The sequence below is a fragment of the Paenarthrobacter sp. TYUT067 genome (genome assembly GCF_023656375.1).
In the GTDB taxonomy this organism is placed as follows: Bacteria; Actinomycetota; Actinomycetes; order Actinomycetales; family Micrococcaceae; genus Arthrobacter.
On the sequence record NZ_JAMOIT010000002.1, the window covers coordinates 67,516 to 92,153 of the forward strand.

Annotated in this window: 18 protein-coding genes; 10 read left to right on the forward strand and 8 right to left on the reverse strand. The window is 59.7% G+C overall.

Going from position 1 to position 24,638, the window contains the following annotated elements:
- Positions 1 to 125: 125 nt before the first annotated feature.
- From MOD31_RS01790 to MOD31_RS01820, 7 genes are all read left to right on the forward strand, one after another.
- Positions 126 to 743 (forward strand): acyltransferase, encoded by a 618-nt coding sequence (locus MOD31_RS01790; RefSeq protein WP_014922230.1) that lies wholly within the window; start codon positions 126 to 128, stop codon positions 741 to 743.
- Positions 740 to 1,831, forward strand: a complete 1,092-nt coding sequence (locus MOD31_RS01795) for a DegT/DnrJ/EryC1/StrS aminotransferase family protein (RefSeq protein ID WP_142938567.1) — start codon at positions 740 to 742, stop codon at positions 1,829 to 1,831. Before MOD31_RS01790 ends, MOD31_RS01795 begins: the two co-directional genes overlap by 4 nt.
- A complete protein-coding gene (locus MOD31_RS01800; protein WP_142938568.1) occupies positions 1,831 to 2,817 on the forward strand; it encodes a Gfo/Idh/MocA family protein in 987 nt (328 codons plus the stop codon). Before MOD31_RS01795 ends, MOD31_RS01800 begins: the two co-directional genes overlap by 1 nt.
- A 185-nt stretch (positions 2,818 to 3,002) precedes the next feature.
- Positions 3,003 to 4,187 carry a UDP-galactopyranose mutase gene (gene glf, locus MOD31_RS01805; protein ID WP_142938569.1) on the forward strand — a complete coding sequence of 395 codons (1,185 nt, stop codon included), beginning with the start codon at positions 3,003 to 3,005 and terminating at the stop codon, positions 4,185 to 4,187.
- Complete coding sequence (locus tag MOD31_RS01810; RefSeq protein ID WP_142938570.1) at positions 4,184 to 6,190, forward strand: glycosyltransferase; 2,007 nt, start codon at positions 4,184 to 4,186, stop codon at positions 6,188 to 6,190. The genes glf and MOD31_RS01810 overlap by 4 nt, the downstream gene beginning before the upstream one ends.
- Before the next feature lie 2 nt (positions 6,191 to 6,192).
- Positions 6,193 to 7,050 (forward strand): ABC transporter permease, encoded by an 858-nt coding sequence (locus MOD31_RS01815; RefSeq protein WP_165450180.1) that lies wholly within the window; start codon positions 6,193 to 6,195, stop codon positions 7,048 to 7,050.
- Entirely contained in the window at positions 7,051 to 7,782 is a 732-nt protein-coding gene (locus tag MOD31_RS01820) for an ABC transporter ATP-binding protein (RefSeq protein ID WP_142938572.1), read from the forward strand.
- Positions 7,783 to 8,019: 237 nt separating this feature from the next.
- Here MOD31_RS01820 and MOD31_RS01825 read toward each other — a convergent pair whose 3' ends face one another.
- The 8 genes from MOD31_RS01825 to MOD31_RS01860 form a co-directional block, all read right to left on the reverse strand.
- Entirely contained in the window at positions 8,020 to 10,293 is a 2,274-nt protein-coding gene (locus MOD31_RS01825; RefSeq protein ID WP_250819712.1) for a hypothetical protein, read from the reverse strand.
- A gap of 35 nt (positions 10,294 to 10,328) precedes the next feature.
- Positions 10,329 to 11,357 (reverse strand): lysylphosphatidylglycerol synthase domain-containing protein, encoded by a 1,029-nt coding sequence (locus tag MOD31_RS01830; protein ID WP_142938574.1) that lies wholly within the window; start codon positions 11,355 to 11,357, stop codon positions 10,329 to 10,331.
- Entirely contained in the window at positions 11,354 to 12,109 is a 756-nt protein-coding gene (locus MOD31_RS01835; RefSeq protein ID WP_223940534.1) for a glycosyltransferase, read from the reverse strand. Before MOD31_RS01835 ends, MOD31_RS01830 begins: the two co-directional genes overlap by 4 nt.
- A 213-nt stretch (positions 12,110 to 12,322) precedes the next feature.
- Positions 12,323 to 15,406, reverse strand: coding sequence for a chitobiase/beta-hexosaminidase C-terminal domain-containing protein (locus MOD31_RS01840; RefSeq protein ID WP_166840147.1), 3,084 nt, complete (start codon positions 15,404 to 15,406; stop codon positions 12,323 to 12,325).
- Positions 15,406 to 15,933 carry a hypothetical protein gene (locus MOD31_RS01845; protein WP_142938662.1) on the reverse strand — a complete coding sequence of 176 codons (528 nt, stop codon included), beginning with the start codon at positions 15,931 to 15,933 and terminating at the stop codon, positions 15,406 to 15,408. The genes MOD31_RS01840 and MOD31_RS01845 overlap by 1 nt, the downstream gene beginning before the upstream one ends.
- 84 nt (positions 15,934 to 16,017) lie before the next feature.
- A complete protein-coding gene (locus tag MOD31_RS01850) occupies positions 16,018 to 16,809 on the reverse strand; it encodes a hypothetical protein (protein WP_223940533.1) in 792 nt (263 codons plus the stop codon).
- A gap of 142 nt (positions 16,810 to 16,951) precedes the next feature.
- Positions 16,952 to 18,298, reverse strand: coding sequence for a hypothetical protein (locus MOD31_RS01855; protein WP_142938577.1), 1,347 nt, complete (start codon positions 18,296 to 18,298; stop codon positions 16,952 to 16,954).
- A gap of 286 nt (positions 18,299 to 18,584) precedes the next feature.
- The gene (locus tag MOD31_RS01860; RefSeq protein ID WP_250819713.1) at positions 18,585 to 21,326 is read right to left on the reverse strand and encodes a GH25 family lysozyme; all 2,742 of its coding nucleotides are present in this window, start codon (positions 21,324 to 21,326) and stop codon (positions 18,585 to 18,587) included.
- Positions 21,327 to 21,608: 282 nt separating this feature from the next.
- Between MOD31_RS01860 and MOD31_RS01865 the strand changes: the two genes are divergently transcribed.
- Genes MOD31_RS01865 through MOD31_RS01875 form a run of 3 tightly spaced genes read left to right on the forward strand, consistent with a single transcriptional unit; the run spans position 21,609 to position 24,624 of the window.
- The gene (locus tag MOD31_RS01865) at positions 21,609 to 22,832 is read left to right on the forward strand and encodes a CpaF family protein (protein WP_142938579.1); all 1,224 of its coding nucleotides are present in this window, start codon (positions 21,609 to 21,611) and stop codon (positions 22,830 to 22,832) included.
- The gene (locus MOD31_RS01870; RefSeq protein WP_250819714.1) at positions 22,832 to 23,686 is read left to right on the forward strand and encodes a type II secretion system F family protein; all 855 of its coding nucleotides are present in this window, start codon (positions 22,832 to 22,834) and stop codon (positions 23,684 to 23,686) included. The genes MOD31_RS01865 and MOD31_RS01870 overlap by 1 nt, the downstream gene beginning before the upstream one ends.
- Complete coding sequence (locus MOD31_RS01875; RefSeq protein WP_250819715.1) at positions 23,683 to 24,624, forward strand: type II secretion system F family protein; 942 nt, start codon at positions 23,683 to 23,685, stop codon at positions 24,622 to 24,624. Before MOD31_RS01870 ends, MOD31_RS01875 begins: the two co-directional genes overlap by 4 nt.
- The last annotated feature ends 14 nt before the right edge of the window (positions 24,625 to 24,638 follow it).

Genomic DNA, 24,638 nt, shown 5'->3' on the forward strand with positions numbered 1-24,638 from the left:
CGGCCCCGCGAACTCAAGCGCGGGGGCTGTTGTGGCCTATGTGGACAACTTTTGCAAAGCCCGTCGACGCGCATCCTTGACACCGCGGCTTGGTGTCTCAGCTAAGATGAATCTCGTTGTCGCGTGTGCTCAATGAGGAAGGACCTTCACCGGTGATAGTGGTTGCGGAGAGCGCCGATGTTTCAGACAAGGCGGTAATTGGTGATGGATCAAAGATTTGGCATCTGGCCCAAGTCCGCGAGCAGGCCGAATTGGGCGTCAATTGCATCGTAGGACGCGGAGCTTATATTGGCACCGGGGTCAAGATGGGGGACAACTGCAAAGTTCAGAATTATGCACTTGTCTACGAGCCCGCGGTACTGGAGGCCGGCGTCTTTATCGGCCCGGCCGTGGTACTCACAAACGATACTTACCCCCGGGCGGTTAGCCCGGATGGCGGCTTGAAGAGCGCTCACGACTGGGAGCCCGTTGGCGTCACCATTCGTGAAGGAGCATCAATCGGTGCCCGCGCCGTCTGCGTCGCACCCGTGACCATTGGTCGATGGGCAACAGTGGCTGCTGGTGCTGTTGTCGCCAAAGACGTCCCTGATTTTGCCCTGATGGTCGGAGTCCCGGCCAAACGCCATGGTTGGGTCGGTAAAGCTGGTTTCCCGCTGCAGCGCAGTGGTGAGAACTGGGTATGCCCGGAGACCGGCGCCACATATGTTGAACAGAACGAGACCCTTCGAGAGGTAGAGGCATGAGCCCCGAATTCATTCCCCCCGCTAAGCCCATCATCGGTGATGACGAGCGCAAGGCAGTAGAGGCCGTCCTGGCCTCCGGCCAACTCGCACAGGGTACGGAGGTTGCGTCCTTTGAGCAGGAGTTCTCGCAGGTCCTCCTCGACGGCAGGGCTGCCGTGGCGGTTAACTCCGGCACTTCCGGACTGCACCTCGGCCTGTTGGCTGCAGGCATCGGCCCCGGCGACGAAGTAATTGTTCCATCGTTCACTTTTGCTGCCACCGCCAACTCCGTGGCTTTGACCGGTGCGACTCCTGTCTTCGCGGACGTGGACCTGGATCACTACACCCTTGATCCCGCATCCGTTGAATCTAAAATCACGGACCGCACGGCTGCCATCATGCCCGTTCACCTCTACGGCCACCCCTTTGACGTAGACGGAATCGGCGCGGTCGCTTCCAAGCACGGCGTGAAGGTATTCGAAGACGCAGCCCAGGCACACGGGGCGGCAGTCAACGGCCGGAAGGTGGGTACCTTCGGTGACTTCGCTATGTTCAGCCTGTACCCCACCAAGAACATGACCTCCGGCGAAGGAGGCATGGTCAGCACCGGCCTGCCCGACGTCGAGCGTCGACTCCGGCTGCTTCGCAACCAGGGCATGGAGCGCCAGTACGAAAATGAGCTTGTTGGCTTCAACGCGCGAATGACCAACATTCACGCTGCAATCGGTCGCGTGCAGCTGACCAAAATCAATGCGTGGACCAAGACCCGTCAGGAGAACGCTGCCTTCTTCGACGCCAACATCGAGGGTGTTGTCACTCCCAAGGTGTCTGAGGGCTACGAGCACGTGTACCACCAGTACACCATTCGCATTGCCGAGGACCGTGATGGATTCGCGAAGGCACTGCGTGAGGAATACAACGTTGGCTGTGGCGTGTACTACCCCATCCCCAACCACCGCCTCGCACCTTTCCAGACTTCAGATGACCTGCCCGTCACTGAGGAAGCCGCGGCCAGTGTGTTGTCGCTCCCGGTGCATCCTTCGTTGAGCCAGGACGACCTTGACCGCATCGTTTCCGCGGTCAACGCCATTGCGAAGGCAGGCAGCTAGTGGCAAATCTGCGCGCAGGCCTTATCGGGCTGGGGATGATGGGCCGCCACCACGCCCGCGTTATTCGCGAGCTTGAAGGCGTGGACCTCGTCGCCGTCGCTGATTCCTTCGGTGATCCTCACAACGTAGCCAGTGGGCTTGAGGTTTGCAGCTCGGTTGAACAGCTCATCGAGCAGGGTATCGACATGGCTGTAGCCGCGGTGCCTACTGTGCTGCACGAAGAAGTGGCGCTGCAATTGGCGGAAGCCGGAGTGCACTGCTTGGTGGAGAAGCCCATAGCCAACGACTCCGAGTCAGGCCGACGAATTGCCGAGGCTTTCGACTCACGGGGATTGATCGGTGCGGTAGGTCACATTGAGCGGTTCAACCCGTCTTTGCAAAGCCTCCGCGAACGGCTCGGCAACGGTGACCTCGGCGAGGTCTACCAAATTTCGACCCGTCGTCAGGGGCCGTTCCCGTCCCGCATCGCCGATGTCGGTGTGGTCAAGGACCTCGCAACTCACGACATCGACCTCACGGCTTGGCTTGCGCAAAGCAATTTCGTGAACGTCGTGGCACACACTACGTCCAGGAGCGGGCGCGAGCACGAGGACATGGTCACCGCTATTGGCCACCTCAAGAGCGGTGTAGTCACCAACCACATCGTCAACTGGTTGTCGCCCATGAAGGAGCGCACAACTGTGGTTTTGGGTGAGCGGGGTGCTTACATCGCGGATACCATCTCGGCTGACCTGACCTTCATCGAGAACGGCACTTTCCAGACCGATTGGGACTCCGTCGCGGCATTCCGTGGTGTTTCCGAGGGCTCGTCAACGCGTTTTGCCCTGGCAAAGCGCGAACCGCTCAAGATGGAGCACGAGGCATTCCGTGACGCTGTGCTCGGGAAGTCCATGAACATTGTCACAATGGCCGAAGGGCTTGAGACACTTCGAGTTGCTGAGGCGGTACTGGAGTCTGCAAATACGGGCTCCGTGATCTCGCTCTAGCGTTGTTCTTTTTGCAGTATTGAACGGGAGGCTGCCTGAGGGCCGAGCCTCCCGTTCGTTTTTTCCGGACAATTGCTGCCTTGCTGCCACGTACCGCCGAATCGGGGAACGATCGTAACGTCGGGTAGCCTTGACAAGTAGACGTGGGCATTTCTGTGCCCGCACGCCAATACACAGGAGAGTTTGTGAACGCTGATCTCGTCGTCGTCGGCTCGGGTTTCTTTGGCCTGACCATTGCAGAACGCGCCGCTACCGAGTTGGGGCTGAAGGTTGCGGTGCTCGATCGCCGCCACCATATTGGTGGAAACGCCTACAGCGAGAATGAGGCGCAGACCGGAATCGAGGTTCACCGCTACGGTGCACACCTCTTCCACACCTCGAATGAACGTGTATGGGAGTACGTGAACAGGTTCACCAAGTTCACGAGCTACCAGCACAAGGTTTACACCAGCCACAAGGGCGAGGTGTACCCCATGCCCATTAACCTGGGCACCATCAACCAGTTCTTCCGTTCGGCCATGAGCCCCACGGAAGCGAAGGCTCTCATCGCCGAGCAGGCTGGCGAACTGGCGGGCACCGATCCCCAGAACCTCAATGACAAGGGCATCCAACTCATTGGCCGTCCCCTGTACGAGGCTTTCATCAAGCACTACACGGGCAAGCAGTGGCAGACTGACCCGAAAGACCTGCCGGCAGAGATCATCTCGCGGCTTCCCGTGCGTTACAACTATGACAACCGGTACTTCAACGACACCTACGAAGGTCTCCCGGTAGATGGCTACACCGCTTGGATTGAGCGCATGGCAGATCACCCGAACATCGAGGTTGTCCTGAACACGGACTTCTTCGACGACGGCGAGTACGGTCGGTCATCTGTCCTCGGTCAGGTGCCGGTCATCTACACGGGTCCGGTGGACAGGTACTTCGACTACACCGAAGGTGATCTCTCGTGGCGCACCATCGATCTCGAAGAAGAGGTACTGCCGATCGAGGACTTCCAAGGCTGTTCAGTCATGAACTACCCGGACGCTGACGCCGCGTTCACGCGCATCCACGAGTTCCGTCACTTCCACCCTGAGCGCGACTACACCAAGGACGCCACCGTCATCATGCGTGAGTTCTCGCGCTTTGCTGAGAAGGGCGACGAGCCTTACTACCCCGTAAACACCTCTGATGACCGTCAGAAGCTCCTGGCGTACCGTGACCTCGCCAAGGGCGAGAAATCGGTTCTGTTTGGTGGCCGTCTTGGAACGTACAAGTACCTCGACATGCACATGGCCATCGGTTCGGCTTTGTCCATGTACGACAACAAGATCAAGCCGCACTTTACCGGCGGCGCCAAGCTTGAAAGCGGGGGAGTGGACGCATGACCGCTACAACAAACGAAAGCCAGGAGATCTCCATGACGGGCACTACTGCCGCTGAAACCCCGGCACCGACGGAAGAGAACCTGCGGATTGTCCAGCGCGTAATTTTCCCCGCCAACCGTGACCTCGACACTCTGCCGCTGTACGTGGATCCTGACACCAACAAGGTCCAGAGGAGCGGCGGGAATACCGATGTACAGGCCATCGGCATGGCACGGAAGCTCCACCCCGAAGACATCCTGGGCCGCGGCTCCGTCCAGGTCCGCCGTGGGGAGCGCCTTTCATTCGGGTCCTACTTCAACGCTTTCCCTGCCAGCTACTGGCGTAAGTGGACTATTGCTACCAAGACCGTTCTTCACATTGAAACCGAGGGCGAAGGAACGGTCATCGTGTACCGTTCCAACGCTCGTGGTGCGGCCCAGCGTGTTGATTCGATTTTGGTGGAGGGCTCGTCCACTAATGATTTCGAGCTGACATTGGCTCCCTTCGGCGACGGCGGCTGGTACTGGTTTGATCTCATTGCCGGCGGCGACGGCATGACGCTCAAGAGTGCTCATTGGGCCGTCCCTGATGAGGGTCGCGCACAAGGCCGCGTCACGCTCGGCGTCACAACGTTTAATCGCGCCGATTACTGCCTCGAGACCATCAAGTCCATCGATGCCGACGCGGGTCTCCGGGAAATCCTTGCCGAGCTCATCATCGTGGATCAGGGCAACAAGAAGGTAGCTGACGAAGCTGGCTTCGACACCGTTGCAGAGTCCATGGGTGATCAACTCCGGATCATCAACCAGGGTAACCTGGGCGGCTCTGGCGGCTTTGCCCGGAACATGTACGAAATGGTTGTTTCTGACAAGAGCGACTACGTCATGCTGCTCGACGACGACATCGAGCTGGAAACAGAGGGAGTCATGCGTGCGGTGGCGTTTGCCGACCTCTGCCGCAAGCCGACCATTGTTGGCGGCCACATGTTCGACATGTACAACAAGTCGGTCCTGCACGCCTACTCAGAGGTCGTCAACTTCTACCGGTTCCTCTGGGGCCCGGTGGAAGGGCTCGGTAATCACGACTTCTCCAATGCAGGTCTGCGTTCCACGCCTCAGCTTCACCGTCGCTGGGATGCAGACTACAACGGCTGGTGGATGTGCCTTATCCCCAAGACGGTTGTGGAGACCATTGGCCTGTCCCTCCCGGTGTTCATTAAGTGGGACGACGCGGAGTATTCCCTCCGCGGCCGCGCAGCCGGCTTCCCAACAGTCACCCTTCCCGGGGCTGCAGTTTGGCATGTCTCTTGGGCCGATAAGGACGACTCCGTAGACTGGCAGGCCTACTACCACGAACGCAATCGTCTCATCGCGACGCTCTTGCATTCGCCGTTCCCCAAGGGCGGACGCATCTTGCGGGAGAGCCTGAACACGGATGTCAAGCACCTGGTGTCAATGCAGTATTACCCCGAGCAGGCCCGCGTTATGGCGCTCCGGGATGTACTTGCCGGACCGGGCAATCTGCACGAGCAACTGCCCACCACCATGCCTCAGCTCCGTGCCATGCGGGAGGAATTCCAGGACTCCCAGGTCAAGACGGACCCCGCTGCGTTCCCGGAAGTTTTCCGCAAGCGTCCTCCGAAGAAGCCGCAATCCTACAAGCAGCCCGGGGCGCTGGGCCTGCTTCCCTGGGCCGTGAAGACTGTCCTTAAGCAGACGCTTGCGCCTGTCCGTGATACCGCGAAGGCCAACCCTGAAGCGCATGTAGCTCATCAGGATGGCAAATGGTGGAGCTTGGCGCACTTGGACAGTGCCGTTGTGTCCAACGCGGACGGCACAGGGGCTTCCTGGCATTTGCGGGATCCCAAGATGGCCCGGCAGCTGCTGGTCGAATCCGCCAGGCTCCATGCGCAGCTCTTCTCCAACTGGGAGACCCTTCGGGCCCAGTACCAGGAGGCGCTTCCTGAGATTACTTCCATGGAATCGTGGCGGAAAACCTTCGAAGCCTCGGAGCCCAGCAAGTAGCGATGACGACTTCCACTGATACCTATGCTGTTCCCGGGGTAGGAGCGGGGCTGCTGGATGTTTACCGGCGCCGCTATCTCCTGAAATTGATCGTGCGTAAGGAACTCCGTGTGAGGTACCGGGGTTCTGTCCTGGGCCTTGCCTGGTCCTACGTCAAACCTCTGGTTCAGTACGTTGTGCTGTTCTTCGCTTTGGGGATTGTGCTTCGCGTAGGGGATCAGATTCCCAATTACGCGCTGTACATGTTCTCCGGCGTCATCGTCATCAATTTCTTCTCGGAAGCGTTCTCGAATGCCACGAGATCAATCGTGTCGAATGCCGCGCTGGTCAAAAAGATCTATCTGCCAAGGGAGCTGTTCCCGGTAGCCTCTGTCTGGGTGGCAGCGGTTCATTTCCTTCCCCAACTGGTGGTCTTGTTGGCAGCTGCGCTGCTCAGCGGGTGGAAACCGGACATTATGCAGCTCATTGGAGCTGCTCTGGGCTTCGTCATTGTGGCAGTAACGGCGACCGGCCTGGGCCTCTTGGCCGGAGCCGTCAATGTCTTCTTCCGCGATGCTGAGAACATCGTCGACATGTTGATGATGATCGTCACGTGGACATCGCCCGTGCTTTATGACTGGACCATGATCCGCCGGCTGGCACCGCCTTGGGTGTTGTTCATCTACCAGCTCAACCCGATCACGGTGGCTGTCGAGTTGTTCCACTGGGCCTTCTGGTATCCCACTGTTGACCGTCCAGTCGAACTGCCTCCACATCTGATGTGGACGGGATTGATTGGTTTGGGCATGGCTGCCTTGTTCCTTATCATCGGCCAACTCGTCTTCCGACGACTTGAGGGCCACTTTGCGCAGGAGGTCTAGATGAGCGCCGCAATAATCGTCAAGGGCCTTAAGAAGACCTTCAATCTCCGCCATTCGCACTCCCTCAAGGAGACCCTGGTATGGCTGGTGAAGGGCCGGAAAAGCGACCTCAGCAAGAAGTTCGATGCACTCCATGACGTGAGCTTCGAGATTCAGCCAGGGGAGACCGTGGCTTTGTTGGGTTTCAACGGCTCGGGTAAATCCACGCTGTTGAAACTCATCTCCGGCGTTATCCTGCCGGACAAAGGCACAGTCCGCACGAAGGGTCGCGTTGCCGGGTTGATCGAAGTTGGCGCAGGTTTTCACCCGGACTTGTCCGGTCGCGAGAATGTCTTCCTCAATGCCGCTATCCTCGGAATGACCGAGCAGGAAATCAACGAGAAGTTCGACGAAATCGTTGCGTTCTCCGAGATAGAGCAGTTCATCGACACCGAAGTGAAGTTCTATTCCTCCGGTATGTTCCTGAGGCTTGCTTTCGCAGTAGCAGTCCACACTCAGCCCGATATCTTCTTGGTGGATGAGATTTTGGCGGTGGGCGACGAACCCTTCCAGAAGAAGTGTCTGGCTAAAATCAAGCAGCTTTCGGATGAGGGACGGACGCTGGTTGTGGTCAGCCACGACCTCGACATGATCTCGCGCATCTGCGACAGGGGAGTTGTGCTTGCCTCCGGCACGGTGCAGTTTGAAGGCCCCGCTGACCAGGCTGTGGCATGGCTTCGCGATAGCAACTAGCAGGTACTGGCTGTTTGAACCCTACGGTGGACAGTAATATGGCCACCGCACATCATCTCTGTATGATGCGCGGTGGCCTTTGTCGTATGTGAGTAGCAATAGGCGGGAACGGGGCCCCGCCCGCACTACTTAATGGCTGCTGAAGGCACCTGCCAGGGGTCCACAAAGAAGAGCGTCCGCCCCCTTTGGGGCGGACGCTCTTCTGACTTATGGGTGGCTCTACTGCCTTTCAGCCGCTTAGACAGCGACCTTCTCAGCTGAAACCGGTAAAACGTCTGCCTCTGACCGCGTGCGGCGATGCCGACGAACATAGTGGAATACCGTGAACAACAGAATGCCGAACCATGCAGCGCCCTGAGCGGCGAGACCCATGGTGAGGCCCGGCGTCGTGAACGTTACGTCCACGGATGTGGCGCCGGCCGGGACATCCACCAGTATTACTCCTGCCGGACCCTGCGTGAGCTTCTGCGGTTCGCCATCAACCGTGACGGTGTAGCCGGGCCATGCGAGACGGGCAAGCGTCAGCTTTCCCGCAGTGCCGTCTCCGGACAAGGTGATGTGTTCGTCATTGCCGTTCCTGACGGAATCCTTGACGGAGATGCCATCTGAAGCCCAGGAAACGGTGCCTGGATAGGGCAACGGGTTATCCCGCTGAAGGATGGTCCTGGTCTCATCCGAGGCCACAATTGACCAGCCCGGGGCAACGGTGAGTTGGTCAGGGGCGATCAGCGTCTTTTGGACGGACACCGTCTCGACCTGAAGAACGTCAGCCAACGTTACGTCGATTTCCCCGGAGGCCTGTTTGAACAGCTCAGTGTAGGCCAGAGGGCAGGTCTCGCCCCGGTAGTTCATGCACAAGGCATTGACGTATGTTGTGAAGCTGATTCCGCTATAGCGGCCCATGCTGTTGTTGACGTCTGCATTGAGGATCTGATTGCCGTAGAGGAGGCGGCCCTCAGTGAATTCCTGGCCAGTGATCTTCATAGTGTTGAAGATCTGGATTGTGTTGCCTTTGTAGCTACTGGTGGCGTCACGGAGCGTGTCCGCATCCACGGGGGAGCCGATGCCGGCAACAGCATTGTTAGGGATGAACTGCCTGGACTGCATGCCCAGCGTCGCGATCGTTCCCACCACCATCACTGCCGCCAGCCCCCGGTAGCCGAACCGTTTCCATCCAAGTACAGCCAAAGCCACCAGAACAAGCGTCACGAACAGTGTGAAAATCTGCCATTTGCCGCCGCCGGGCACCATGGACCAGGCCCGGTAGGTCCCAAAGCCGAGGATGGCGACGGTGATGAACAACCGTTTCTTCCAGGATGAGGTCTTCAAACCGGCTGAGGCCACCACCGCGACGAGGACGATGACGCCGAGGTAGACGTATTCGATGAGTCGGATGGGCCAGCGGAAGACGAGCACCTGGGAGGGGGCAAAGGTCAGCAGGAAGTAAATGCCAGTGATGATGTAGATGCTGAATATTTGGCGCGAGCGGTTACGGAAGCTGCGGAAATCCAGCCACGGAAGCAAAGGCAGGACGAACCACGCCAAGTAACTTGAGGGAACGTTGTCTATGGGGGCCCAGAAGTTGTTGATCCGAGGCATCATCGAGGATGTACTCATCGTTAGCAGCGATGACATGTCCGGAGCGAGAAAGAGGTCATTCAGGATTTCGTTCTGCTGGCGAACGGTCACCGCGGAGCTGAGTGGCAGGGGGAAATAGACCAGGACAGCGGTCAGACCCACCAAGGCGCCGACGATGACGATTGGAATGAGCCGACGCCAGTGCCTCATCAGCATCAGTTCGACGGCGACTGCTGCCAGGACCAGGATGACGCCAATGGCTCCGTAGGGATTCCCGGCCGTCATGGTAAGGAAGCCCAACAGGAACGGCAGGAACGGGGAGGTGTTGCGACGTGCGTAGCGTCGGACCGACCACCAGAAAACGGTAATCCAAGCGAAGGCCATGAGGCCTCCCGGCCAGCGGGCTGCTTCGTAGAAGAGCGTGAAGCCGCTGAAGGGGATGGCTACGCCGGCGGCCAAGGCAAGCGGCCGGTTGGAACCGTAATCGCGGGCCAGCATGAACGTACCAAATGCGAGCAACGCGATGAACTGGACGATGATGAAATAGCTCGCCAGAGACAGGTTCTCGAAGTTCGAAACAATGACAGAGTTGACGATGTTGACCGGGTTGAAGATACCGTAGCCCACCTCGGCCACAATGTTCCCGCCAACCCAGCCGCCTGGCTCCATGAGCGGGAATCGGCCGGACCGTATTTCCTCGCCCATGTGCCGCCACAGAGGGAGGAAGGACTGCATCATGTCGTCCCAGTAATAGAACGTGGGGTTGAAGAGTCGGGGGATGATGGAGGCGACGGCTGCTATGGCGGCAGTGACTATGCCCCAATGCCAGTCGTGCTGCAAGAAGTAGCGCCGCCGGGCAACCGGCGGGCGCTGGGCAGTAGCCCCGGATGTTCCTGCTGTCATGGTCTTGGCTTGCTCCTTAGCGCGCGGCATAAGTCTGAATATTGGCCCGGGGCATCCGGAACCCGCTACTTGGCCTCGGCGGTGGAGTCAGCGGGGGTCTTGGAGACGGACTGCTGCCGCCACCGGAAGTGAACAAAAGCGATACCGACGCACAGCAGGTCCGCAATGGTGAACATGATTCGTGACAGGGCTGCGATTGCTGTTGCAGCGCCGGCGCTCATCATTCCGGCCAGGGCAAGGATGAGGATGGCTTCCCGGGCACCAACGCCGGCAGGAAGCAGGAATGCGAGTACACCCAAGGTCATGCCAAGCGCCAAAGCGCCGGTCAGGACCAGGAACGTCGCGAGGTCCAGGGTGGCCTCGTGGCCGACCAGGATCCACAAGTGCAGGCCAAAGCACAGGTACATCAGAACGCCAAGGATGAAGGCCTTCACCATGGTGTTGGCCTGAATACGCTCGGGAAGCGGCGGACGGCGGAAGACCCGCAGGACGATATTGACCAGGAACGTCACAACGTTCGGGTTCATCGCCAGGATCACTACAGGGAGTATGACGTACAGCCACTGCAGATTTGGCTGACGCTGGACCAGTATCGGAAGAGCCGAAGCTCCAACTACCAATGCCGCTCCGATGGTGATCCCCGTACTCACCAGGGATGCAACGAACACCTGCGCACGCGCGATGCCGTTCTTACGTCCAAGCTCCATCTGCAGCACGAACGCCCACACGGAACCGGGCAGGTATTTGCCGATTTGGCCGACGAGGTAGATCTGGTTGAGCACCAAGCCCTGGGGTTCGATGTCTACTGACCGTAGGAGGCTTGCCATGACGACGCGCCACATAAACATCCCGAGGAGAACACCAGGGATGAGTGCCAAGAGGGACAGCAGGACCTGCCACCACTGCAGGGCGAAAACTGTGGCCTGCACCTGCGGCCATTGGACTGCAATGAAGTACACTGCGGCGGCGAAAACGATGACCACCAGCGCGCGCCGTGCGAAGTCAACCAGCTTGGCTTTCGTGGTCTTTGCAGGCGGCTGTTCCTGGTTCAGATCGTTGTCGTTTGACGGAGTCTCTGCGATTGAATCCGTCATGAGGCGTGCGTTCCCGCGCTGGGAGCCGCGGCGAACTCCCGCCGGCGGCGACGCATGGCCACCAGTCCTTTGAACATCTTCACGACGTCGGCAGTCCGGATGGTTGTTTCGCCCGGTTCGTCGTCGGGTGCCAGAGTGACGGGCACTTCGACGATCTGGAAGCCTTGCTTTTCAGCGGCATAGACGACTTGGGTGCTGAAGAGGAACCCGGGATCGTCGAAGCGGTCAACCATGCTTCGAAGCCACTCGCCGTCAACAATCAGGGTTCCCTGGGAGTCGCCGATCTTGGATCCAAGGATGACCTGACGCAGGGTCTTAAAGCCGAAGGTGGTGATTCCACGGATTGCACTTCGCTCAGTGACCGAGTCCTTGTGGGCCTTCGAACCGATGACAACGTGTGGTTTGGTGGCTAGTTTCTTGTCTTCGTCCAGATCATCCGTGCCGAAGGGGAGATCGTCGGCCGTAAGGAGTACCCGGCGGCCGGAGCTGGCTTCGATGCCCCTGCGGTAGGCATTTCCCATGCCCTTTTGGCTCTGGAGAACCTGGAACGTCACGTGGGGAGTGTCCACCGCGTGCTTGTGGGCGACCTCGAGTGTTTTGTCGGAAGAACCATTCTCCACGATGATGATCTCGGAGGTGCCACTGGTCAAGTAGCCGGAAAGACGGGCCATTGTTGCCGCCAAAATCCGTTCTCCGTTATAGACCGGGATCACAACGGAGAGATCCGGTTGGCCTGCCTGGTCGAAAGTCAAGACTCTCCTCGGTAGTTCGTGCCGACGAATTCTTGAACGCCAGCCGCAGCCCGCAACGCTGGTGTCACGAGTTCCTTGCAAACCCTCAGTCTAGTTCATTGTTGGATGCCTTCTGTGGAAGGGCAGCAGCTTCGCCGCCCATGGCAGACAAAAGGGGTGCACCGGATATTCTCCGATGCACCCCTCGAAACAGCAAGCTACGTCCGGCCCCTATCAGGGGAGCGAAGTGAATCCTTGCCATCCGTTGCCGACCTGGCCCCAGGCCAGCCAGCCGCCGGAACCGTTGCCGGGATAGAGCCACAGATTGCCGTTGGCATCCCGGGCGAGGACATCAGCTTTGCCGTTGCCGTTGAAATCGCCAGGTCCGAGCAGCGCCGTCATGCCACTCCATCCGCTGCCGATCTGCGTGCGCGTTCCCCAGCCGCTGCTGCCGTTGCCTGGGTAGAGCCACAAGCCGCCGCCCGTATCCCGGGCAATGACATCGGTCTTCGAATCACCGTTGAAGTCGCCGGTGCTGAAGATGGCATTCATGACGTTCCACCCTGCTCCGACCTGGGTCCGGCCGGCGCTGAACTTACCTAGTCCGTCACCCTTGTAGAGCCACAGCACTCCGGAGGCATCCCTGGCCAGGACATCGGATTTGCCGTCTCCGCTGAAGTCGCCCGGTGCCAACACGGCCGTGAAGCCGCTCCAGCCGGCACCTACAGCTTCCGCAGGTTGCCACCCACCTGCGCCGTTGCCCCTGAAGAGCCAGATCTGGCCCGACGCATCCCTCGCCAGCACATCGCTTCGTCCATCGCCGCTGAAGTCCCGCGTGGGGATGATCAGGTTGTAGTTGTTCCACGATGTACCGGTGTTGACCTTGCCCAACCAACCGCCGGTGCCATTGCCCGGATAGAGCCACAACGTACCAGCAGCGTCCCTGGCGAGGACGTCATTTTTGGCGTCGGAGTTGTAGTCCTTCCAAGTGTTTGCCGGCGCCGCTGGAAGTGTGTACGTCTGCGAGGCCACCGCGGATTGGTTCCCGGCAGCATCAACCGCGAAGTACTTCACCGTGGTAGTGGACGCCGGAGTAACTGTCACCGTCGTGGTCCCGGAGGGGCTTGAAACGGTTGGAGTGGAGTTGTCCGTGGTGTAGTAGATCTTCGCCCCGGACTCCGTAGTCAACGTGACCTTTTGACCAAGGGTGAGCTTTCCGCCCAAGGGGCTTGCAGTCACCGTTGGGGCGACGTTGTCCAGTACGTACACCTGGGATTGAGGTGCGGAGGCATTGTTGGCTGCGTCCACGGCAATGTACTGGATGGTCTTGTTTCCCATGGTGATGGGACCGGTGTAGAGCGTGCTGGCAGCGGTGGGAGTGGTGCCATTGTCCGTGTAGTAGATCTTGGCATCGGGCTCATTCGCGGTCAGCGTGACCTTGGTTGCAGGTCCGTATGTTCCGCCTACGGGACTGGCTGTCACCGTCGGTGGAGTCGTGTCAGCTACGAAGACCGTGAAGTTGACGCCCGCAACAGTGGTGTTGCCTGCCCCGTCCCTGGCCTCTACCTCGAACCTCTTTGGTCCGTTCGCGATGTCCGCGTAGACCTTCGGCGAGGTGCATGCGGTAAAGGCATCGGTTCCCAAGCGACAGCGGAATCCCGCCACGTCCGGGGAGCTGGAGCCAAATTGGAACTGGTAGCCAGCACCTACGGTAGCTCCGCTGGCCGGAGCTGTGATGGCCACCTGGGGGGCGGTCAGATCAGCTGTCACTGTTTGTGCAGCAACGGGGCTGACGTTGCCGGCCCGGTCTGTACTGCGGATCCTCAAAGTGTGCGCACCTTCTGTGGTGAGCGTGAAAGTGTCTCCGGGTACACAAGCCTGGAAAGCGGCGTCGGCCGTCGAGTCGACTGAACAGGTGAGCGCTGTTCCCGGCTCGAACGTGGCACCCAGGACAGGTTTACCGTTGACTACCTGTCCACTGTTTGGAGCGGTGAAGACAGGCGCAGCAGGTGCGACCGTGTCCACAGTGAAGCTCCTGGACACCGGGACTCCACCCGGGGCAGGCCTTACGGAGAAGGTCTGGGGTCCGTTGAGCAGTGCAGCTGACGTATACGTTCCGCCTGTGCAGTTCACCCACGTGCCGCCCATTGAACATTCCAAGGCACTGCCGGCCGGTTCAGCTGTCACAACGAACGTTGGTGTGGTGTCATTGGTGAATTCGGGGTTGGGGGCCAGTGCACCGTTGGCCAGCGTGGGTCCTGAGGTAATTTTGGCCACCGCGCCGCCAAGGATGCTGATACTGCCCCGGCCGGTACCCGGGGTTGAGCCCAGTTGTCCCGGATCGTCCAGGACCAGAAGTTGACCCCCACGCATGCCCAGGCCGCTGATTTTGCTGAATCCCAAGGCCCATTGGTTGTCGACTGCGCCGGTGCTGAGGTTTAGCCGCGATACCTTGTCTGCGCCCGCCGTGGTGCCGCTGCTCGTCCCTGTGTAGATAACGTGGGCGTCGTAGTCGTAGAAGATCGCTGAAGCGACGCCTACGTTGTAGGAGGTCAACGGTACGTAATCTGTCATTTCACCGTTGCCCGGAGCGGAGAATGCCCGGAGGCCACTGGTTTCGAGTACATAGACACTGACGTGTCCGTTGCTGTCCCAGCCTGCTGCAACAAGGCCCAGCGCCCGAGTGGTGACCGATGCGATGGATTCGATGCTCGGATGCATGATGGTCGGATCAACGATCTTGATGATGGAGCGGGCATTTGCGAAAGACAGGTAAATGTTGCCGTCAGGGCCGTCGGAAACTGCATTGGGACGAACGTCGCCATCGAGGACCGTCAGCGTACTGCTGTATTCGAAGAGGTCCAGCGGCGGATTCCACACTGCCCGGACAAGATGTGAACTCCCCACAGCGGAGTCGGGGATGAATGCTGTCTCATCACCGTTGCCTATGGATCCAGGCGTCGGATCAAGGACGATGGAGACTCCTGGAACCTTGGGTCCTGGCCCGGCATCGGGTGAGGTTCCGCCCAGGCACGTGTCCTGTTCAATGGTGCCTGCATTTCCGTTCACTGGTTCGGACATCCGGCAGAAACCGGCCACGCTGTCTGAAACCCACATCCGCCCAATCGGGTCCAGCACCGTCCCCGCCGGCTTGGTAAGCCCGATCCCAATGATTTGTTTCTGTTGGTCTGCATGGGCTGGGGTGCTTGAGACCACCGCCGACATACCTGCCACCGTCAGAAGAACCGCAGCCAATGCTGTGATGATCTTGTGTCCCCGAAGCCGCCAACCGGCGTCGTTCCTTTTTTGCTGTTCCATCACGCCACTTCCTTCAGCCACTTGGTCAGGACTGCGGCCTGAGGTGCCATGGGGGCCAGCGTGAGCGCTCCCTTAACAATGGGAACTCCACCAAGCCCATAGAGTGCGGTACTGATGGTTGGCGGATTGTTTCTGGTGCAGGCTTTGATAATCGCAAGACAAATGTCAGTGCGCGCGCCGGTGGCTCCGGCTTCTACAGCGACATTAACCGCGGCATTTTCTTCCGCTTCCAATACTTGGGGCTGAGGGCCCACATAAGTCACTACGACGTCGGAGAATTTTTTGTATTGGGTGTTTGCCCAAACCTCTTGAAGGCTCGACAAGATGATGAGCGGATTCCCGTTGGGTCCGCGACACTCGAATTGATAGCGCTTTACTGGTTCAGGTCTTTCGACGCGTGGTTTGTCGGCATCGCCGGCATTCGTCACGCCCAGTTTGAATGGCTCAACATTTTCAACGACCTTGACCGAGCAGCCTGTAAGAACGAGACCGGCTAGGCCAAGCTGGACGACAACGCGTCTTGGCATGTCCACCGAGGGATCCCCACTTCATTCGGATGCTCCCCAGCTCCGCATGCAGTTGGATTTTCGCCCCAGCCGTTACCGGCTGCATTACTCCATCTTCTCCCAAATTCCGCATTTGTCACTAGTTAGGACGTCTTTTTCTTCAAGGATTATTCCGGATTGACCTTCTGCTGCCCCGCCCGAGGCCTTTTTGCTGCCATCAGAGGCCGAGACCGACCAGGTGCAGGCCTCGGGCGGGGTCTTCCGGAGCTGGAACTTCCCCGGAACCAGGCCGCCGTCGGCTACTGCATACTCGCCGTCTGCAGCCCGTTCGCCTGATGCCCAGAGCCCTATGATTCTTCCTTGTGGTGCCCTCGGGCAAAGCTCACTGGCGGCCTGCAGCATCTGCCGGCTGCTTCGTCCGAAAAGCTCTGACGCAGCGTCATCGCTGACCCGCGTGCATAGTGCCAGTGCCGTCAGGTAGGTGTCGAGACCTTCTGAGGGAGTAATGCCGGGCTTTGCCAGGGAGATGATCCTTGCTTCATCCTCAGTGGGTTCGAAGGGAAGGGGGCCTTCAAAGCTCGCGGTGCATGAAGACAGCCGCACATATTCTGTCGAAGCCCACACCTCGGCAAGGCTTGAGTACGTAACATCCGGAACAGCCTCGTTGAGGTTCGAGCACGTATAGAGAAACCGGCCCGAATCATCAGGGGCACCGGCACCCTGGCCGCTGCCACTAGCTGCTGTGGTGGGTTCGGGATCCGACGCTGGCGATGAAGGAGTTGAGCTCGGAGGTGCCGACGCGGAGGAAGGGGCGGTAGGGGCGGGCGGTGCTGTTGGCCCGGAGCATCCGGCAATCAGCAGTATCAGCGCCGCAGCGGCCGGGTACAAGGTTCTCATGATGACCTCCACCTCCATGGTTGTCGTACCGCGAGTGCCGGTCAATGAATTTGCCCCGGAATCGGGTATCGATACCGCTACAAAATGGTGCAACCGTCGAAGGCCCTGCTCCTTGGACCAGGGCCTTCCGCAGTGATGGTTTTCAGGCGAACATCGAGTTCAGGGTGTTGATGACCGTTGCTTCAACGCCTGTTGTTCCACCCCGGAAGTGGCCGATGTGTCCGTAAACGGTCATGGAGCCTCCCGCAATGCCCGGATGGTCAGGATCCCAGCCGCCCTCGTAGCTGCCCCCGGATGAATAGGGTGGCAGGAACTGCGCACTGGGGACGTAGTAGCAGGACTCGTTTCCGTAACCACCAACAATCACTCCGTTGGCGCCTCCGAATCTTCCACGGAAGTATGCGGCATAGCCGCTGACCAGCTCTCCACCGACGATTCCGATCCTCAGCTGAGGGCTGCCCCCGAACTTCCACACTTGGAACGGGCAGACAACCGACGTCTCATAGCTGCCGCTATCGATTCGACCGATCATGACTTGGGCATGGCGGCCGTACCACGCCGGGTTTCCGTCCAGATTGGGCAGACGGGAAGCGTAAGCGGCGCGTACCGCTGCCATGTTCCCGGCCGTGGGCGTGATGTCCAGCGGGATCTGCACTTCCTGATAGCTGGTCTGGAGGGGGCTGCCAATGGACCTTCCCGGTGTTTGCATGGCCCGGTCAACAGCAGCGCCGAGGGTGGTGGCATACTCATCCCTCAGCTCCCAGCTGGGCACTCCCATGGGGTTCTGGTCTCCAGCCGCTCCCTGGAGGAACAAGGCAAAGCACTCGGGGTTGGTGTTTTCGATGTAGTTGCATGCTCCGGCGGGATAATCGCCGTCGAAAAGCGTGCGCATACCAGCGGCCACAGGGTGGCAAGCGTAGTTGAAAATAACCGCAGCGGCGTTGCCGTTTGGCTTGCGCGCGACGATGACCGGAACAGTGTTCTCAAGATAGGGCAATCCCACCCTGTTGTACGCGATGCTGGCAGTGGTGACTTTGTAGTCCAAGGTGACCGGCGTCTGGGCTGCGTTCAGCGCTTCACTGGCAGCCTGTACGAGATCGTTCTCCAAATGCTGGCTGTACGTCTCCACCATGGACAGATCCGACAACCCATAGCACATGAACGGATGCAGGGTGTCCACCACGGCCGGTCCGTTGTGGGTGTGCGTGGACTGGATCAGGATGTCGCCGTTGGACCAGCCCGCCAGCGCCAGGATTCGTTGCCGGGCCCGTTGGTGGATAGACCTGGGGAGGGCAAGAATGTCCACGCTCATGATCAGGTTGGGGGAGCCGTTTTCCCACAGTACGATCGCACGAACCCACAATGATTCGTAGGGTGCACTGCTGGTGGCCTCCCGGCCGCCGTCGAGAGTCCCGTACCCCGCCATGTAGGGATTGACGTCAAGCGGCGGCGAAATGCTGACCTTGGCCGTTGAAACGGTAAACGCCATGAAAGATCACTCCTTGATTGTGCGCATTGGTGACCTTCGTTTGCCCCCAAACAAAGCCCGTTTCCCGAATGCGCTGAACAGCCAATACGTGAGACCACCTTCATTAGATCACGCAACCCCGTGATTTAGACCCCGTCCTTCGACCGAAACATTATTTGTTTCCTTTAGAGAGTTTTTCCAAATGCGAAAGGACCTGCACGCTCAATTATGGAGCGTGCAGGTCCTTCTCAAATTCCGGGACCTCAGCTGAGCTGGGCCGATCCGGGGGGGCTTAACCGGCGGGGGCCTAACCGGCGGGGGTGAAAATTTTCAGAGCGCCCCAATCGGTGCCCACCCTGGTGGGCGTGCCCCAGCTTCCCTTCTGTCCCAGAGGGTAGTAACGCAGATCGCCGCCAGTTGTCCGTGCCAGGATTCCGGTGGACCCGGCTCCGGCGAATCCACGGATGGCTCCATAGCTGTTGATCACGTTCCAGCCAACCCCCACGGTGTTGGCCGGTTCCTGCACGAATGATCCACTGCCATTTGATCTGTAGAGCACCAACTCGCCGGCAGTATTCTTGGCCAGGAGATCCATATTCGAGTCTTTGTCGAAGTCCATCTGGATGATGCTCAAGCCGGACCAACCCGTACCAATCTGCACGCGCGCTCCCAATCCGGTGCCGGACGGGTTGCTGATATGGAATAAACGACCTGAGGGGTCGTATCCTACGATGCTGGGCCTGGCATCGGACTTCTTCCACGAACCCACTGTGAGGGTCCAGTCCTTCCAGCCGGTGCCGAGGCTGATCGGGGCCCCGTAGCCACGACCCTTGAACCCCGGGTAGACGCTGAGCCGCCCGTCATTCCATTGCGCAAGGATGTCCAAGGCGCCGTCTTTGTTCCAGTCTGTCAGGAAACCTGCCTTTAGGCCGGTCCACTGTACGCCGATAAGTTCGGCAGGCAGTAAGGAAGTGGAACCTGATCCCGGGTATCGGTACAGGTTGCCGTCCTGGCGGGCAGCGACGACGTCTTGCGTGTCGACTCCCAGAGTTGCCTCGACGTTGACAGGCGCTCCACTGATGACGTTTGCGTCATTCCAGCCCACGCCGATGAGGAAGCGGTTACCCCAGGACTCGGAGACCGCAGGATAGTAGTAAAGGTCGCCGTTGGCGGTTCGGGCTTGAAGTCCCTGCGAACCGGCGCCGTTGAAACCGGCTGCGGAGCTCACCGATGTCATGGCAGACCAGCCGTTTCCAATCACCCGGCTCGGTTCGGCAAAGAACGAACCTACGCCGTTTGAACGGTAGAGGCGCATAGTGCCATCGTTGGTTCGGGAGACGATGTCCTGGTTGCCGTCACCGTCGAAGTCCAATTGGTTGAACTGGTGCCCACCGAATCCGGTCCCGATCAGCACGCCGCCGCTGAGGGCGCCCGCGCCGGCATTCGTATAGCGGTAGAGGTTTCCTTTGCCATCCTGCCCAATAACACCGGGATATGCGTCCTTGGAGTTCCACCATCCCACGGTCAGCGACATCTCCTGCCACCCTGTTCCCACGGGTATGGGAGTGAGGAAACCGCCGCCCGACGTTCCTCTGAAGACTTGGAGCGAGCCATCGGGCCATTGAGCGAGGATGTCCTGGACGCCGTCCTGGTTCCAGTCAACGACGTGCACGGATTGCGCGGTTCCCCAACCGGACCCTATGGCTACCGGCCCTGTGATGCGGCCCTGTCCGTCCGCCGGGAAATTGTCCAGGCGCCCGGAGGGCATGACGGCGAGTAGGTCGGCCCCGGATCGGATCGAAGGGCTGGAAGGGCGGGAGGCGCCTCGCGCGAAGGTTCGAAGCTGGTCATAGGTGCCATTGAAGATGTTTGAATCACCTTCGAAGGGACCGGTGCTGCTGTACTGCCACATGGTGTAGTTGTCCCAACTGACGGGCATGTTCCCGGGCGAGTTGGTGGGGTTGTTCCAATAGGAGGCGAGCCACAGCGGATAGTTTCCGAAGGTCGGGTTCCCCACGCAGGTGTTCCACCAATCGGTGGTGCTGTAGATGACAGGGAAGCGGCCGGTGAGGGCCTTGACGGTGTTACCAAAATCAGCCGCCCATTGTCCGAGCTGGGCTTTAGACATGTCGTAGCAAGTGTTGCCGAAGTAGAAGCCGTTGATGGTGCGTCCGGCGTAGGGGTTGTATTCGATGTCCAGGACGGGCGGGAGGGTGTAACCGTCGGCAGTCCAACCGCCACCGTTTGCCACGAAGTACCTGGCCTGGTCCGCGCCCGATGACCAGTTGGGGATAGCGAAGTGGTAGGCGCCCCTGACCATGCCTACGTCACGGGAGCCGTTGTACTGCTGTGTGTAGTTTTCATTGAGGTAGTAGTTGCCTTCGGACGCCTTGACGTAGGCCCATCGGGAACCTTGGTTCCATTGGCTTTGCCAGTTGACGTTGCCTTGGTGGGCGCTGACATCCTGCCCGGCGATGCCGATGGTTGGGCGCCAGTGACCCGGGTCGGCCGCCATGGGAACCACCGAATTCACTGCTCCGCCTATTGAACGTGCTCCCGAAGGCGGTGCACTTGCGCTCTGTTGCTTTGACGACAACACCCTTGGCGATCGCTGGCCCATTTCAGCGCCACCGGCCGGAATTGCTGCCCGCATGGCCGCTTTCATGGCATCGGCATTGGGTGCGGTGCCAGGCGTTGCCTGGGGCGTCGGCCGTTGGGCTTCACCCTGACCCAAGGCCTTCGAGGCTTGCGGCGGTGCAACAGCTGGTGAAGGTTCGACGGCGGGCAGCGGCTCTTGCTGCTTGGGTACCAACGTATTACCCGGCAACTCGCTGCCGGGGGTCGCTGATCCGGAACCGTTTCCGGCCGGGCGGGGACCCTGCGATGGCGAAGTGTCCTGGGCTTCCGACTGCGGAGCCGGTTGCGGTCCGGGGGTCTGGGCCCCTGCAGGCGCCCCAAGGCAACTTCCCCCCACCAAGGCGAGAGTGAGCGCCAGGGCTGCACGTGCCAGCGGGATGCGGCGGACCGGGTCCATCGACTTAATGTTCATTTTCACATCCGGCCCTGTACCGCGGCTCAGCGGCGCATGGGGTGGCTTGCGGACAAGCTCCAGGGCGGGCGCTTGCGCATGAGACCAAAGGCCAGCTCCTAACGGGCTTACCCTAACATTCCGAAACTGGAGTGACTAGTGGGATTGACGATGCTGAGGTGACAGTTGGTGACAGTTATCCACATGCGCTTCACGGCAACTTGAGGCCCCGAATCCGCTCGCCTAGCGTGAGAACTCGAGATGCGCCTCTCGTTTACGTGCTCGCGATCATCGGGGAAAGATGTGGATGCTGTAGAAATCGTCGAAGGAGAAGTCCGGGAGCTCATACGACGCCGCGGCTTGGATCCATTGGAACAAGCCAAGGACGTGCGGCTCCTAGTGGACGCCGCAGTCAACGATTACGACGAACGGGCATTACTGGGCCCGCTGCCTTCGCTCGGACAGCTCGAGGCCGCCCGACAACAAATCTTTGATGCGGTGGCCGGATTTGGCCCCCTGCAGCCACTTCTGGATGATCCCGGAATTGAAGAGGTATGGATCAACGCGCCGCACGAAATCTACGTGGCCCGCAATGGGGAGTCCGAGCTGACGGCCATCAGTCTTAGTGAGCAGCAAGTGCACGATCTTGTTGAAAGGATGCTCAAGAGTTCCGGGCGCCGTGTGGATCTTTCGTCCCCTTTTGTGGACGCGGCCCTTCCGGACGGTTCCAGATTGCATGTAGCGATCCCGGACATCACCCGAAAGCACTGGGCTGTTAACATCAGGAAGTTCATCGCAAGGGCAAGCCGGCTCGAACATCTGGTTGAGCTCGGCAGCCTGACACCCCAGGCTGCCAGATTCCTGGGAGCGTCGGTAGCCAGCGGATTGAACATTCTGGTGTCGGGGGCAACCCAAGCGGGGAAGACCACCATGTTGAACTGCCTGGCTTCAAGCATCGGTTCCCGTGAACGCGTCATCACTGTTGAGGAAATCTTTGAGCTACAGCTGCCTCTGCGCGACGTGGTGGGTTTGCAATGCCGCCAACCCAACCTTGAGGGTGAGGGCGAAATTCCTCTGCGGCGGCTTGTCAAGGAAGCGCTCCGAATGCGTCCTGATCGCTTGATAGTAGGAGAGGTTCGCGAAGCGGAAAGCCTGGACATGCTCATTGCACTGAACTCAGGCTTACCCGGGATGTGTACTGTGCACGCCAATTCCGCCCATGACGCTGTCACCAAGATCTGCACCCTCCCGCTCTTGGCCGGGGCTAATATTTCAAGCGCCTTCGTGGTGCCGACTGTCGCATCATGCATTGACCTCGTAGTGCACTGCGGTCGTCATTCAACCGGGCGCAGGCAGGTGACAGAGATCCTGTCCCTGGGACGGAGGGTGGAGAACGGGATCATCGAGTCCTCCGGAGTTTTCGGGATGGTTGCGGGGCGGCTGCAGCCCCGGGCCAACTCCATGCCTGCAGCGGAAAAGTTTGCGCGTGCAGGTTTTGACGTGGCTGCCCTGCTGGAGTCGAACTGATGGCGCCTCTCCTGGGGATCATCGCCGGCTTGGGAGTCTTTCTCGTGTGGTGGTCCACGTGGGTCCAGCCACCCTCTGAACCTAAAAGACACAGACCCCGACGCCTGGACCTCCTCCTGATGTCAGCAGGAATCGAGAAAGTTTCCGGTGGCGGACTCCTGCTCACCTGCGCCGGATTTGGCCTCTTTGCACTGCTTGCGTTTTATGTGCTGACAGGATCCCCGCCAATTGCACTGTGTTTCGCAATTTTCGGCTCCTGGGTTCCTTTTGCCATTGTGCGTCGGCGGGCGGGGAAGCGCAGGAACGCGCTGCGGCAGCTATGGCCGGACGTAGTGGACCACTTGCGCTCAGCGATCCGTGCCGGTCTCGCACTACCGGAGGCTTTGATACAGCTGGGACACAACGGGCCCGAAGAACTGCGGGAATTGTTCCTGGATTTCGGGTCCGACTACAGAGCCACCGGCAATTTTGAGGCTGCGGTGAACAAACTCAAAGAGCGCCTCGCTGATCCCGTGGCCGATCGCATCATCGAGGCCTTGCGAATGACCCGCGAAGTGGGCGGCTCCGACCTCGGGCGGATGTTGGGGACTTTGTCGGGCTTCCTTCGTGATAGCGCACGGACGCGTAGCGAGCTTGAAGCCCGTCAATCATGGACCATCAATGCAGCCAGACTCGCCGTAGCCGCGCCCTGGATAGTTTTGGTGGTCATGACAAGCAGGCCTGAAGCCATGCTTGCGTTCAACTCCGGCATCGGCGCCATGGTGTTGCTTGGAGGCCTTGTGGTCTCTGCTTTCTGCTACTCCGTGATGCTTCGGGTCGGCGCCTTGCCAGAGGACGAGCGGGTTTTCGGATGAACACGTCAACCGCTTTAGCCTTGCTGTGCGGCCTGCTTCTGGGTGCCGGATGCTGGTTAATCCTGGCGAGGCTCCCGTTCATGCGGGGAACGAGATTCTCCGAGCGCATCGAACCGCAGTTGAAGTCGCAGAATCTCGAATCACGCCTTCTCCGCAGGCCCACGCACAATCTCACGCCGTTTGGACCCCTGGAACGAATACTCCGGCCTATCATCCGCGATGCGGTCTCCTCCATGTCCCGCTTCAACGTAGGCTCCACCGCCCTTGCAAAGCGCCTTGCCCGTGCCGGTTCAACTAAATCAACGCTGGACTTCCGGGCCGAGCAGCTTCTTTGGGCCGGAGTCGCTTTTGTGCTTGCTGTCATCGTGGTTGTTGCCGGCGCCAGTGCCGGCCGGTTCAGCCCGGTGGTGTCCTGCATCTCGGTCATCGGAAGCGCACTGGGCGGTTACCTGTTGCGCGACTATCTGTTGGGGCAGACGATCAAACGACGCGAATCAAGGATGTTGTCTGAGTTTCCCAGCCTCGCGGAGTTGATGGCGCTCGCCGTCGCTGCGGGGGAGAGCGCAATGGGCGCGATGGACAGGGTAAGTCGGAGCTCCAACGGTGAGCTCTCCGGGGAGTTCGCCACAATCCTGGCGGATACACGATCCGGTAAGCCCCTGACTGAGGCGCTCCAGGCTTTCTCGTCAAGGGCGGAACTGCCACCTTTGGTCAGGTTCATCGACGGACTGGTGGTGGCTGTGGAACGCGGGACGCCCTTGGCAGACGTTCTCCGGGCGCAGGCGGCGGACGTCCGCGATGCCGCACAGCGGGAACTCATGGAGTCCGCGGGGCGAAAAGAAATTGCCATGATGGTGCCGCTCGTCTTCGGAGTGCTGCCCCTGAGCGTAGTATTCGCCGCTTTCCCTGCTATCGCTGCATTGGAAATGAGCCTTTGACGTCCAGCCATCAA

Bases quoted from the DNA above. Each gene is read 5' to 3' on its own strand.
- MOD31_RS01795 (WP_142938567.1), top strand. From the start codon at position 740: ATGAGCCCCGAATTCATTCCCCCCGCTAAGCCCATCATCGGTGATGAC.
- MOD31_RS01810 (WP_142938570.1), top strand. From the start codon at position 4,184: ATGACCGCTACAACAAACGAAAGCCAGGAGATCTCCATGACGGGCACT.
- MOD31_RS01815 (WP_165450180.1), top strand. From the start codon at position 6,193: ATGACGACTTCCACTGATACCTATGCTGTTCCCGGGGTAGGAGCGGGG.
- MOD31_RS01820 (WP_142938572.1), top strand. From the start codon at position 7,051: ATGAGCGCCGCAATAATCGTCAAGGGCCTTAAGAAGACCTTCAATCTC.
- MOD31_RS01825 (WP_250819712.1), bottom strand. From the start codon at position 10,293: ATGCCGCGCGCTAAGGAGCAAGCCAAGACCATGACAGCAGGAACATCC.
- MOD31_RS01830 (WP_142938574.1), bottom strand. From the start codon at position 11,357: ATGACGGATTCAATCGCAGAGACTCCGTCAAACGACAACGATCTGAAC.
- MOD31_RS01840 (WP_166840147.1), bottom strand. From the start codon at position 15,406: ATGGAACAGCAAAAAAGGAACGACGCCGGTTGGCGGCTTCGGGGACAC.
- MOD31_RS01845 (WP_142938662.1), bottom strand. From the start codon at position 15,933: ATGCCAAGACGCGTTGTCGTCCAGCTTGGCCTAGCCGGTCTCGTTCTT.
- MOD31_RS01850 (WP_223940533.1), bottom strand. From the start codon at position 16,809: ATGAGAACCTTGTACCCGGCCGCTGCGGCGCTGATACTGCTGATTGCC.
- MOD31_RS01855 (WP_142938577.1), bottom strand. From the start codon at position 18,298: ATGGCGTTTACCGTTTCAACGGCCAAGGTCAGCATTTCGCCGCCGCTT.
- MOD31_RS01860 (WP_250819713.1), bottom strand. From the start codon at position 21,326: ATGAACATTAAGTCGATGGACCCGGTCCGCCGCATCCCGCTGGCACGT.
- MOD31_RS01870 (WP_250819714.1), top strand. From the start codon at position 22,832: ATGGCGCCTCTCCTGGGGATCATCGCCGGCTTGGGAGTCTTTCTCGTG.
- MOD31_RS01875 (WP_250819715.1), top strand. From the start codon at position 23,683: ATGAACACGTCAACCGCTTTAGCCTTGCTGTGCGGCCTGCTTCTGGGT.